The sequence below is a fragment of the Streptomyces sp. NPDC102259 genome, assembly GCF_044766465.1.
Taxonomy (GTDB): domain Bacteria; phylum Actinomycetota; class Actinomycetes; order Streptomycetales; family Streptomycetaceae; genus Streptomyces.
In genome coordinates this window covers 106,667-118,799 of sequence record NZ_JBIWMA010000017.1, presented here as the reverse complement: position 1 = coordinate 118,799, position 12,133 = coordinate 106,667, and the positions used below count along the sequence as shown (strand labels likewise).

11 protein-coding genes are annotated in these 12,133 nt (G+C 71.7%); 8 read left to right on the top strand and 3 right to left on the bottom strand.

Features of this window, described 5'->3' with window-relative positions:
- Positions 1-93 precede the first annotated feature (93 nt).
- From ACIRPU_RS31660 to ACIRPU_RS31635, 6 genes are all read left to right on the top strand, one after another.
- Entirely contained in the window at positions 94-765 is a 672-nt protein-coding gene (locus tag ACIRPU_RS31660) for a UbiX family flavin prenyltransferase (RefSeq protein ID WP_384111277.1), read from the top strand.
- A gap of 128 nt (positions 766-893) precedes the next feature.
- Complete coding sequence (locus ACIRPU_RS31655) at positions 894-1,349, top strand: Lrp/AsnC family transcriptional regulator (RefSeq protein ID WP_054238669.1); 456 nt, start codon at positions 894-896, stop codon at positions 1,347-1,349.
- 133 nt (positions 1,350-1,482) lie between these two features.
- A complete protein-coding gene (gene mqnE / locus ACIRPU_RS31650; protein ID WP_355704827.1) occupies positions 1,483-2,646 on the top strand; it encodes an aminofutalosine synthase MqnE in 1,164 nt (387 codons plus the stop codon).
- A gap of 55 nt (positions 2,647-2,701) precedes the next feature.
- Positions 2,702-3,226: a GNAT family N-acetyltransferase gene (locus ACIRPU_RS31645; RefSeq protein ID WP_403873363.1), complete on the top strand. Its 525-nt coding sequence runs from the start codon at positions 2,702-2,704 to the stop codon at positions 3,224-3,226.
- 111 nt (positions 3,227-3,337) lie between these two features.
- Positions 3,338-3,646: a DUF4229 domain-containing protein gene (locus tag ACIRPU_RS31640; protein ID WP_403873360.1), complete on the top strand. Its 309-nt coding sequence runs from the start codon at positions 3,338-3,340 to the stop codon at positions 3,644-3,646.
- 51 nt (positions 3,647-3,697) lie between these two features.
- On the top strand, positions 3,698-4,342 hold the full coding sequence (locus ACIRPU_RS31635) for a TetR/AcrR family transcriptional regulator (RefSeq protein WP_403873357.1): 645 nt from the start codon (positions 3,698-3,700) through the stop codon (positions 4,340-4,342).
- 33 nt (positions 4,343-4,375) lie between these two features.
- Here ACIRPU_RS31635 and ACIRPU_RS31630 read toward each other — a convergent pair whose 3' ends face one another.
- The 3 genes from ACIRPU_RS31630 to ACIRPU_RS31620 all read right to left on the bottom strand — a co-directional run bounded on the left by ACIRPU_RS31630 (position 4,376) and on the right by ACIRPU_RS31620 (position 8,503).
- Complete coding sequence (locus ACIRPU_RS31630; protein WP_403873354.1) at positions 4,376-6,130, bottom strand: DUF4157 domain-containing protein; 1,755 nt, start codon at positions 6,128-6,130, stop codon at positions 4,376-4,378.
- A 127-nt stretch (positions 6,131-6,257) separates the two neighbouring features.
- On the bottom strand, positions 6,258-7,145 hold the full coding sequence (locus tag ACIRPU_RS31625; RefSeq protein ID WP_403873351.1) for a MaoC/PaaZ C-terminal domain-containing protein: 888 nt from the start codon (positions 7,143-7,145) through the stop codon (positions 6,258-6,260).
- Positions 7,145-8,503: a 3-oxoacyl-ACP reductase gene (locus tag ACIRPU_RS31620; protein ID WP_403873348.1), complete on the bottom strand. Its 1,359-nt coding sequence runs from the start codon at positions 8,501-8,503 to the stop codon at positions 7,145-7,147. Before ACIRPU_RS31620 ends, ACIRPU_RS31625 begins: the two co-directional genes overlap by 1 nt.
- Before the next feature lie 101 nt (positions 8,504-8,604).
- Here ACIRPU_RS31620 and ACIRPU_RS31615 point away from each other — a divergent pair, with 101 nt between their 5' ends.
- Both ACIRPU_RS31615 and ACIRPU_RS31610 read left to right on the top strand, forming a co-directional pair.
- Entirely contained in the window at positions 8,605-9,963 is a 1,359-nt protein-coding gene (locus ACIRPU_RS31615) for an acetyl-CoA C-acetyltransferase (RefSeq protein ID WP_403873345.1), read from the top strand.
- Between the two features lie 211 nt (positions 9,964-10,174).
- Positions 10,175-12,109: an AMP-dependent synthetase/ligase gene (locus ACIRPU_RS31610; protein WP_403873342.1), complete on the top strand. Its 1,935-nt coding sequence runs from the start codon at positions 10,175-10,177 to the stop codon at positions 12,107-12,109.
- Positions 12,110-12,133: the final 24 nt, after the last annotated feature.

The window sequence follows — 12,133 nt, the reverse complement described above, 5'->3', positions numbered from 1 at the left end:
GCGGGGGGAACGCGGGCTCCAGGGCCGACCGGTCCTGAAGACCTCTCCGCTCACCGGTACGCTCAAGGTGTGAACGCAGGAGAAACGCAGCGCGTGCCTTGGATCGTGGGGGTGTCCGGGGCGTCCGGTACGCCCTATGCCGCCGCTGTGCTGCGCGCGCTGCTCGCTCGGGGAGAGAGCGTCGACCTGGTGGTCAGCCGGGCCTCGCGGCTCACCCTGCTCGACGAGACGGGCATCTCCTTCCGGGACGCGCACTGGCGCGACGACCTGCGGGAATGGCTCGCGCGGGGGGCCGACGGCAAGCCGGGCACCTTCGACGTGGACCTCGACGGCGACGGCGACGGCGACCGGGTGCGGTACTGGGCGGCCGGGGACCTGGCCGCCGGGCCGTCCTCCGGTTCGTACGCCACGAAGGGCATGCTGATCGTGCCCGCCTCCACCGCCTGCGTGGCCGGGGTCGCCCTCGGGCTCTCCAAGGACCTCCTCCAGCGGGCGGCGAGCGTGACGCTCAAGGAGCGGCGCCCGCTGGTCGTGGCCGTACGGGAGACCCCGCTGAACGGCCAGACCCTGCGTCATCTGGTCGCCCTGGACGAGGCGGGCGCGAGCGTCGTGCCGGCCTCCCCGGCCTTCTACGCGGGCGCCACCCACATCCAGGACCTGGTGGACTTCGTCGCCGGGCGGGTCCTCGACGCGGCGGGCGTCGGGCACGGGCTGTACCGCCGCTGGAAGGGCGAGATCGGCGGCGGCTCCCGTCCTCCCGCCTGAGCGTCGCCACGGCACCGGCGGCGCGGACCGCACGGGCGGGACGGGCGGCGCGCACCACCCCTTCGGGGACACCCACTTCCAGACCCCACACACCACTTCATCTCTCCTCACCGGAAGGCTTCGATCGCATGGACGCGGTGGACAGGCAGCTCATCCAGGCCCTGAGGGAGAACGGCCGGGCCTCGTACGCGGAGCTGGGGCGCCTCGTCGGTCTGTCGGGACCCAGCGTCACCGACCGCATCAACCGGCTGGAGGCGGCCGGCGTGATCACCGGCTACCGCGCCACGGTGAACGCCGCCCAGCTCGGTCTCGGCGTCACCGCCCTCATCGGCATCTCGCTCTCCGACGCCGCCGACCACGAGGACGTGGCGAACCGGATGAAGGACCTCAGCGAGATCGAGGACTGCTGGTTCATCGCCGGCGACGACTCGTTCATGCTCAAGGTGCGGGCGAACGACGTGGACGGTCTTGAGCGGATCATCCGGCGGCTCAGCGGGACCAAGGGCGTGTCCCGGACCCGTACCACCATCGTGCTCTCCACGAAGTGGGAGAACCGGGTCGGGGAGCTTCCCGAGGAGGTCTAGGCCCGTATTCGGCGCCGTTCGGGGTCGCCTTCCGTCCGAGGGGCGGGGGCGTACGGTTGGCCGTCGGTGGCGTCATCGCAGGAAGTCGCCGCACGTCGCAGGAAGTCGCAGCAAGTCGTAGAGAGGTGTGGGCATGGACGTCGGACTCAAGCGCGAGCTGGAGGACAAGGTCAGGGCCGGTGAGCGGCTGACCCGTGAGGACGGCATCGCGCTGTACGAGTCGGACGACCTGGCGTGGCTGGGCGGACTGGCGCACGAGGTGCGGACCCGCAAGAACGGCGACGTCGTGCACTTCAACGTCAACCGTCACCTCAACATGACGAACGTGTGCACGGCCTCCTGCGCCTACTGCTCCTTCCAGCGCAAGCCGGGTGAGAAGGACGCGTACACGATGCGCATCGAGGAGGCGGTGAAGCTCGCCAAGGCGATGGAGGGCGAGAACCTCACCGAGCTGCACATCGTCAACGGCCTGCACCCGAACCTGCCGTGGCGTTACTACCCGCGCTCCCTGCGGGAGCTGAAGGCCGCGCTCCCGGACGTCTCCCTGAAGGCGTTCACGGCGACTGAGATCCACCACTTCGAGACGATCAGCGGGCTGTCCGCCTCCGAGATCCTCGACGAGCTGATCGACGCCGGTCTGGAGTCGCTGACCGGTGGCGGCGCCGAGATCTTCGACTGGGAGGTCCGGCAGCACATCGTCGACCACCGCACCCACTGGGAGGACTGGTCGCGCATCCACCGGCTGGCGCACGAGAAGGGGCTCAAGACCCCGTGCACCATGCTGTACGGCCACATCGAGGAGCCCCGCCACCGGGTCGACCACGTTCTGCGCCTGCGTGAGCTCCAGGACGAGACGAACGGCTTCCAGGTCTTCATCCCCCTGCGCTACCAGCACGACTTCGTGGACATGCAGGACGGCAAGGTCCGCAACCGGCTCCAGGCCCGCACCCAGATGGCGACCGGCGCGGAGGCCCTCAAGACCTTCGCGGTCTCCCGGCTGCTCTTCGACAACGTTCCGCACGTCAAGGTCTTCTGGGTCATGCACGGCGTCCAGACCGCGCAGCTCGCGCTCCAGCACGGCGCCGACGACATGGACGGCTCGGTCGTCGAGTACAAGATCACGCACGATGCCGACAACTACGGCACCCCGAACAAGCTGACCCGCGACGACCTGCTGGACCTCATCCGGGACGCGGGCTTCCGCCCGATGGAGCGCAACACGCGGTACGAGATCATCCGCGAGTACGACGGCCCCGACCCGGCGCTCCGCGAGTCGCCGCAGCCGATGCGGGTCTGAGGCGGTAGGAGCAGGGACTTGGAAGTCAGGGTCGCGTAAGGACTACCATCCTTCCGTGGCCCTTACTTTCACCCTCGATCCCGCCGTCACCCCCGCCCTGCGTGACGGCATCCTCGACCTGTGGACGGACGTCTCCAACGCGGGCGGGGCCGTCGGCTTCGTGGCGCCGGTGGAGCGCGAGACGATCCGGCCGGAACTGGTCCGCCACCTCGTCCAGATGGCCGAGGGCCGCACCCGGCTGCTCGTCGGACACGACGCGGCCGGCCAGGTGGCCGCGACGGCGTTCCTCAGCTTCAACACCCACCGGCTCCAGACCCACTGGGTGATGCTCTACACGGTGATGGTGCACCCCCGGCACCAGGGCAAGGGCTACGGCCGCGACCTGCTGGCGGCCGCCGCCGACGAGGCCCGCGCCTTCGACGGCATCGACGCGATCCGGCTCACCTGCCGCGGCGGACACGGCCTGGAGGACTTCTACGGCTCCTGCGGCTACAAGGAGGTCGGCCGGATCCCCGGCGCCATCAGGGTCGCGCCGGACGACGACCGCGACGACGTCGTCATGCTGCTGCCGCTGACGTGACCGCCGCGACCGCTCCGACCGCTCCGACCGCTCACACCCCGATGCAAGATCGGCGTCCCGGCGTGCTTCACTGGATGACGGCCCCTTTTGGATTCGGAAGAGTGGATTGACATGCTCCGCTACACACTGATGCGCCTCGGTGTCTTCGCCGGCTGCCTCGTGGTCGTCTGGGGCCTCGTCTACTCGGGTGTCGTCCCGCGCGGTCTCGGCGACTCCAACATCATGTGGATCCTGCTGCTCTCGCTGGTGATCTCCGCGCCGATCAGCTTCGTGGTGCTGCGCAAGGAGCGCGACCGCGCCTCGCTGAACGTCGTGGCGCGGGTGGACCGTATGAAGGCCAACCTGGAGGCCAACAAGTCCCAGGAGGACGCCGCGATCGACGAGGCGGCGCGCCCCCAGGGCCAGACGCAGACCTCGTAGTCGCGGCACGCGCCGGGCCGGGGCACGAGCGGGCCCAACTACGCTGTGTCCATGGGGACCGTGAAGACCAAGCGGATGCCGCGTGCGGTCCGTGAGCAGCAGATGCTGGACGCCGCCGTGGAGACCTTCGGCCGCCGGGGGTACATGGCCGCGTCGATGGACGAGATCGCCGAACTCGCGGGCGTGTCCAAGCCGTTGGTGTACCTGTACCTGAACTCCAAGGAAGACCTCTTCACCGCCTGCATCCGGCGCGAGGCCAAGGCGCTCGTCCAGGCGGTGCGCACCGGCGTCCGCACCGACCTGTCCGCCGACCGCCAACTCTGGGACGGTCTGCGGGCGTTCTTCGCGCACACCGCCGAGCATCCGCACGCCTGGTCCGTCCTGCACCTTCAGGCCCGCACGCACGGCGAGCCCTTCGCCGCCGAGGTCACGGCGATGCGCGAGGAGATCGTCGCTTTCGTCACGCAGCTGATCGTGGTCGCGGCCAGGGAGGCCCACCGGGACCCCGACCTCCCCGAACGCGAGGTCGCGGGACTCGCCGAGGCGCTGGTCGGCGCCGCCGAGTCCCTCGCCGCCTGGGCCAACGCCGCCGACGGGACCACGGCCCGGCAGGCGGCGGCGACCCTGATGAACTTCGCCTGGGCGGGCCTGGGCAACCTCATGGACGGCCGCCCCTGGTCCCCACCGGAGGCCTGAGGGCCTCGCGGTGAGGCCCTCAGGGTGACCGTCTCAGCTCAGGTCCATCGCGTCCGCCGCCGGTACCAGCAGCGGGGCCTGCTCGCTGTCCGAGGCGGAGGAGTCGGATTCGGACCCGTAGCCGGTGTCCACCCGCTCCTGGCCCTCGCAGTCCACCCGGAGGCTGACGTGCGTGCCGCCGCCCTTCTCCGCCGCCGTGTGGATGCGCAGCGCGAGCATGTCGGCGTTCGCGACGGTGTAGTCGGACTCCCCGATGTTGGAGGCCTTGCTCGGCCAGTAGGGGCCGGGCCGCTTGGAGTCGTCGCCGACGAAGAGTTCCATGTAGCAGACCATGCAGGGCCGCTTGACCCCGGCGATCGCGGCGACGCTTCCCGCCGGCGCGCTCTCCACGATGCGGCGCTCGGCGTGCAGGCCGTCCGTGGCGGCGTCCTCCCGCTTCGCGGGCACGTTCACCGAGCCGCCGAGAGCCTGGAGGACCGCGGCGTACGCGTCCCTGCCCTGCCCGTCGCCCAGCAGACGTGAGGCCAGCTTCTGGGCGTGCCGTTGCTCGAGCGCCGTGCGGCCGGGGAGGTTCGGCGCGCCGGCCTCCAGGATGGCGGTGAGGAACTCGGCGGCGCTGGCCTTGCCCTCGTACAGGTCGGAGAGTGCCTTGTTGGCGCCGTCCTTGTTCGACGATATGTACAGCTGGTACCGCGTGGCGGCGCCCTCCGGCCCCTCCTGCTGGACGGCGCTCACGCCCGCCTGTACTTCCTCGGGCTGCTTGCGCAGGTCGTTGAGGTAGTTGAAGGTGACGGTGGAGATCCAGCGCAGGGCCTGCTCCGGGCGTTCCGCCGAGAAGGAGCGTTCCTTCCGGATGTTTTCGGTGCCGTGGTACATCGCGCTCAGCGCGGCGCCCTTGAGTCCCTCGCTCTTCGCGTGCGCGGGGGCGTTGTCGGAGGCGATCGGGAAGTGCACGGTCTTGTTCTGCTGCCCGCCGTACTCCTTCCAGCCGTGGTTCTGCACGAGCGCCTTGGTGATCGCCTGCGCCACGGTCGCCTTCTTGCCGCCCCTGCCGGCCTTGGACTTGGTCGCCTCTTTGGGCATCCGCTGCACGCTCTGCCGCTCACCGGGTCCGGCCGCCACCCGCTGAACGGGAGCGCCACGACCCGCCCCGTCGGGCAGCGAGAGGTCGGGGGCCGAACCCTGCGCGACAAGGCGGCCGTTGGCGGCCGACTGACGCTCGAAGGAGTCACCCGGGTCGGACACCTTCACGCCCGAGCCGTTGTCGGTGCCCGCCACCGGGCCCTGCGACTGCTGGCGGACGTGGTCGAGTTCGTGGAACATCGTCTCGTCGTCCACCCGTGACGAGCCGAGCACGATGTGGTGGCCGACGGTCATGGCGTGGGCCTGGAAGTCGGCGCTCGCGCGCTGGGCGGTCGCGTCGTTGTGCACGCGCACATGACCGAGCGACATTCCGTACGCCTGCTCGGCCTTGGCCTGGATGCGCGGGTCCAGACCGCTGCCGCCGGAACCGGTCACCTCGGCCAGCGACACCCGGCGCTGCACCGCGTCGTGTTGTGCGTCGGCGGTCTCCGCATCCCGCTGGACCGACCGGTCCGCGTGGCCGCAGCCGGGGCCGTGCTCGTGCCGCTGCTCCTCGATGGCGCGCGTCACCGCCGCGTTGCCCGCCGCGCGCTGGAGGGCGAGCAGTCCCGCCGCGGGTCCCGGGAGCGACGACCGTGCGGGGCCCCTCCCGGCCTTGGCCCGGCGGTTACCACCCAGGTCGTTCTCCTGGTCCTGCGCGCGCATGGACGCTCCCTTCAGCGACGGACGGATGTGAACCCACCACTGTGCTCGACCGGGCGCGACCGGGGTAAGGGCCTCGAGGGCAGTGGTGGGGGCCGATCGTGCAGGATCACCGGACGATCCGGGGGCGTCACGGCGTGAGCGGAGCCACCCGGCCGCTCACATGCAGCCCTCCCGCCTCTCCCGTCCCGCGCAGCTCGAACCGTTCCCCGTCCGCCGCGAAGGCCACCGTTCCCGGCAGCAGGACCGGCGCCCGGAACTCGGCGCGCACCCGCACGGCCTGGGGGGTGCCGTGCGCGGCGAGACAGCGGGCCACGGTCCACATGCCGTGCGCGATGGCCCGGGGGAAGCCGAAGAGGCGGGCGGTGAGCGGGTGGAGGTGGATGGGGTTGCGGTCGCCCGACGCGGCGCCGTAGCGCCGGCCGACGTCGGCGGCGAGCCGCCACTCGTCGAGCACGGGGAGCGGGCCGGGGGCCGGTGTCGACGATGAGGGACCGGCCTCCGGTTCCCGGGGGGCGGGCGTGGCCTCGGTGCGGTGCCGGGCCAGATAGGTGCTCGTCGACTCCCACACGACCGCGCCGCCGTCCCGCAGCTGCGTGACGACGACCGCCTCGGTCCCGCGCCGGTGTGCCGCCAACCGCTCGACGCGCACGGTGAGTTCGTAGTCGCCGGTGGCCGCGAGGGCGGTGTGGCGGGTGATCTCGATCGAGGTGTGGACGAGGCCGAGCAGCGGCAGCGGGAAGCCGCGGCCGCTCATGATCCGCATGGCCAGCGGGAAGCCAAGCACGTGGGGGTAGGTGAGCGGCAGGGAGTCCTCGCCGGTCGGGAAGCCGCACACCCGCTCGTAGGCGGCCAGCCGGTCCAGGTCCGCCCGCAGCTCGGGCAGGACGAGCCGGTCGCCGGCGCCGGGGAACGCGACGCCCGACCGGGGCCGCTTGAACGGTGAGCGCAGCGCGCCGAGGGCGAGCAGTGGTCCGAGCGACGGAGGCCCGGACAGGTAGGTCACCTCGCCGGTCACTACGCCCCCAGCAGACTCTGGCCGCACACCCGCACGACCTGCCCGTTGACCGCGCCGGACGCCGGGTGGGCGAGCCAGGCGGTCGTCTCGGCCACGTCGACGGGCAGGCCGCCCTGCGCGAGCGAGTTCATCCGGCGACCCGCCTCGCGGATGAACAGCGGCACCGCGGCCGTCATCCTCGTCTCGATGAAGCCGGGCGCCACCGCGTTCACCGTCACCCCGTGCTCGGCGAGCGCGCGCGGCGCGAGGGACCGGACCAGACCGGCGACGCCGGCCTTGCTCGCGCCGTAGTTCGTCTGTCCCGCGTTGCCCGCGAGTCCGGCGATGGAGGCGGTGGCGACGATCCGTCCGCCCGTCCGCAGGGCGCCCTTGGCGAGCAGCGCGTCCGTGGTGCGCAGCACGCTCGCCAGATTGACGTCGAGCACCGAACTCCAGCGCTCGGCGGGCATGTTGACCAGACGCCGGTCTCGGGTGATCCCCGCGTTGTGGATCAGCACGTCGAGCCCGTCGGGGAGCTCGGCGGCGATCCGCTCGCCCGCGTCGGCGGCCGTGATGTCGAGCGTGAGGGCGCTGCCGCCCAGCCGTGCGGCGACCCGGTGGGCGTCCTCCTCGGCCTGCGGCACGTCCAGGACGACGACATGGGCGCCGTCCCGGGCCAGCGTCTCCGCGACGGCCGCGCCGATGCCGCGGGCGCCGCCGGTGACGAGCGCGGTACGGCCGATGAGGGGGAGGATCCAGTCGACGGGGCCGTCGGGCGCCTCGGCCCCCACCCCGATCACCTGGCCGCTGACGTACGCCGACTTGGGGGAGAGGAGGAAGCGCAGGGTGGACTCGGCGGCGGACGCGTCGGTCAGCCGGACGAGGTTGACGGTCCTGCCCCGTCCGATCTCCTTGCCCAGTGACCGTACCAAGCCTTCCAGTGCCTGCTGTACGGCCGCCTGATGGTGGTCCCGGGCGTCCAGGGGCGCGCCCAGCACGACGACCCGTCCGCTCGCCGCGACCGACCGCAGGACCGGGTGCAGGGCCGCGTGCACCTCGGCGAGCGCGTCGACGTCACGGACACCGGTGGCGTCCAGGACGACGGCGGCGCGGCGGGTGGTTCCGGCGGTGGCTCCCGCTGCCTCGGTGCCGGTGTCGGCTCCAGCTGTTTCGGTGGTCGTGGGGAGCCCGGTGCGGGCCAGGACCGGCGCGAGGTCGAGCCCGGACGGTCCGCCGGCCGTGAGGTGCAGCAAGTGGCCGTCCAGGGCGGGACGTTCGGCCGTCCAGCGGCTGAGCGCGGCCGGTTGCGGCAGCCCGAGCCGCGCGGTGAGGAACCGGCCGGGGGCCGTGGCGGTGAAGCTCAGATAGCGGTCGGCCATGATGATCTCCCACGGGCTCGGCGCACACCTCGTACCGGGTGCTTACTCTGAAGTAAGGTTACCGTGGGTAAGTCTAGGTCACGGGTGAGGAGCAGGTCGAGATGAGTACCTCGGAACCGTCACGGGCGAGCCGGCGAGTGAGCCACCTGAAGGTCGCGGAGAGCGGTGCGCCCGAGCCCCGGCCGGAACTGCCGCGGATCCGCCGCGTGGCGATCGTCGGCGGCACCCGCATCCCCTTCGCCCGCTCCGACGGCCCCTACGCCACCGCCTCCAACCAGGAGATGCTGACGGCGGCCGTGAACGGCCTGGCGAACCGCTATGCGCTCGATGTGCCGGGCGTCGTCGGCGAGTTCGTCGCCGGGGCCGTTCTGAAGCACAGCCGCGACTTCAACCTCGCCCGCGAGACCGTCCTCGGCTCGAAGCTCGACGCCCGCACCCCCGCCTACGACGTCCAGCAGGCCTGCGGCACCGGCCTCCAGGCCGTGATCGCCGCCGCCAACAAGATCGCCCTCGGCCAGACCGAGTCCGCGATCGCCGGCGGCGCCGACACCGCCAGCGACGCCCCGCTCGGCGTCAACGACCGGCTGCGCCGGATCCTCCTCGAGGCCCGCCGGGCGAAGTCGACGGGCGACCGCGTCAAGGCCCTCGCGCAGATCCGTCCCTCCCATCTGATCCCCGAGATCCCGCGCAACGCCGAACCGCGCACCGGTCTCTCCATGGGCGAGCACGCGGCGGTCACCGCCCGCGCCTGGGGCGTCGCACGCGAGGCGCAGGACGAACTGGCGGCCACCAGCCACCAGCGGCTCGCGGCCGCCTACGAGCGCGGCTTCTTCGGCGACCTGGTGATCCCCTTCCGCGACCTGGCCCGCGACCAGAACCTGCGCCCGGACTCCACGGTCGAGAAACTGGCCGCGCTGAAGCCGGTGTTCGGCACGGACGGGCCCGACCCCACCATGACGGCGGGCAATTCGACGCCGCTCACGGACGGCGCGGCGGTCGTGCTCCTCGCCTCCGAGGAGTGGGCCGAGGCGCGCGGGCTGGAGCCGCTCGCCTACCTGACGGCGTACGAGACGGCGGCCGTGGACTTCGTGCGCGGCGATGTCGCGGGCGGTGAGGACGGGCTGCTGATGGCGCCCGCGTACGCTGTCCCGCGCATGCTGGAGCGGACCGGTCTGGGCATCGAGGACTTCGACCTGTTCGAGATCCACGAGGCCTTCGCCTCCCAGGTGCTGGCGACGCTCGCGGCCTGGGAGAAGCAGGGGCTGGCGCCGGTGGACCGCGACCGTCTCAACGTGACCGGCTCCTCCCTCGCCACCGGACACCCCTTCGCGGCGACCGGGGCCCGCATCGTGGCGACCCTGGCCAAGCTGCTCGCCGAACGGGAGGGCCCCGCAAGGGGGTTGATCTCGATCTGCGCGGCAGGCGGACAGGGGGTTACGGCGATTCTGGAACGAACGTGAACGTTCCTCAGATAAACCCCGAGATTGCACATCCCCAGCCCCGGAACATCCCGGAACACGCACAAGCCCCACACGTGAGCGCCGTACGATCCCCTACCTAACTGGCGGTAACCCCTGTCTTAGGGGGCATCCCGGTTGAACGCCTCGGTGCGCGAGGCACGTACGTCATGCAGCAAGCAGTTTTCGTCGCTGCACGCCCAGGGAGCCGCCCGTGTCCACGCCGTATCCAGCTGCCGACTCGGCCTACGCCGACCGCGACGCTCCCCCCACCCTGGTGGAACCCGAGACGCGACGACTCGACGGCGCGGTACGGGAGGCGTCCGTACCGGCGTTGGCCCGCCCGGTGACGTACGGCTCACTCGCCGACCTGCCCTACGACAACGCGGCCGCCGCCCCCGAGACGGTGGTCCTCAGCCGTAGGGGCCAGGACGGCGAGTGGACGGACATCACGGCCGAACGCTTCGCCGCCCAGGTCCACGCGGTGGCCAAGGGGCTGATCGCGGAGGGTCTCGTGCCCGGCGACCGGCTCGCCATCATGGCCCGCACGACCTACGAGTGGACGCTGCTCGACTTCGCGGCCTGGGCGGCCGGCCTGGTCACCGTGCCCATCTACCCGACCTCCTCCGTCTTCCAGACCCGCTGGATCCTCCACGACTCCGGCGCGGTCGCCCTGGTCACCGAGAGCGCCGCCCAGGCGGCGGCCCTCGGCCCCGAACTCGACCGGCTGCCCGATCTGCACCACCTGTGGGTGATGGAGAAGGGGCATGTGGACCGGCTGATCGAGGCGGGCGAGCACGTCCCGGACGCCGAGGTCGAGATCCGCCGGGGGATGCTGGTCCCCGACACGCTCGCCACCCTCATCTACACCTCGGGCACCACGGGCCGCCCCAAAGGCTGCGCGCTCACCCACGGAAACTTCTTCGCCGAGGTCGACAACGCGATCGAGCTCCTCTACCCGGTCTTCAAGTCCAAGAACGACGACGAGCTCTCCGTCCTCCTCTTCCTCCCCATGTCCCACGTCTTCGGGCGCATGGTCGCCATCGCCTGCGTCCGCGCCCGGGTCCGCCTCGGCCACGCCCCGAGCCTGAAGGCCGCTGAACTCCTCCCGGATCTGGCGGCCTTCAGACCCACCTGTCTGCTGGCCATCCCGTACATGCTGGAGAAGATCTTCAACACCGCCCGCGCGAAGGCCGAGTCCGGCGGCAAGCTGTCCTCCTTCGACCGGGCGGTCAACGTGGCCCGCCGCTACGGCGAGGCGGTCGAGGCGCAGAAGACCGGCAGGGGATCCGGTCCGGCGGCCACCCTCCGCGCCGCCCGCTCCTTCTACGACCCGCTCGTCTACCGCCGCATCCGCAACGCCATGGGCGGCCGCGTCCGCCACGCCATCTGCGGCGGCTCGCCCCTCGGCCAACGCCTCTCCGCCTTCTACCTCGGCGCGGGCATCGAGATCTACGAGGGCTACGGCCTGACGGAGACGACCGGCGCGTCCACGGTCACCCCGCCGCTCAAACCCCGCCTGGGCACGGTCGGCTGGCCCCTGCCGGGGACGAAGATCCGCATAGCGGCGGACGGCGAGATCCTGATCGCCGGCGACCACATCCTGCGGGGCTACTGGGACCCGGCGGCCGGGGGAGTGGTCCCCGCCGCCCCCGACGGCTGGCTGCCCACCGGCGACCTCGGCGAACTGGACGACGAGGGCTATCTGACGATCACCGGCCGCAAGAAGGAGATGATCATCACCGCGGGCGGCAAGAGCGTCGCCCCCGCGCCCCTGGAGAACTGGCTGCGCTCCCACCCCCTGATCTCCCAGGCCATGGTCCTCGGCGACGCCCGCCCCTACGTGTCCGTCCTCCTCACCCTCGACCCGGACGGCCTCACCCACTGGCGCCAGATGAACGGCAAGCACCCGGTCCCGGTGGAACTGCTGATGGACGACCCCGAACTGCACGCCGTGCTCCAGCGGGCGATCGACGAGGCCAACAAGCTGGTCTCCCGCCCGGAGTCGATCCGCCGCTTCGCCATCCTCCCCACCGACTTCTCGGAACACGCCGGCCACCTCACCCCCTCGATGAAACTCCGCCGCGAGGCGGTACTACGTGACTTCGCGGACCAGGTGGAGGGGCTGTACGAACAGCGGACGCGGTAAAGGATTCGCGGGAGGGGCCCCGGG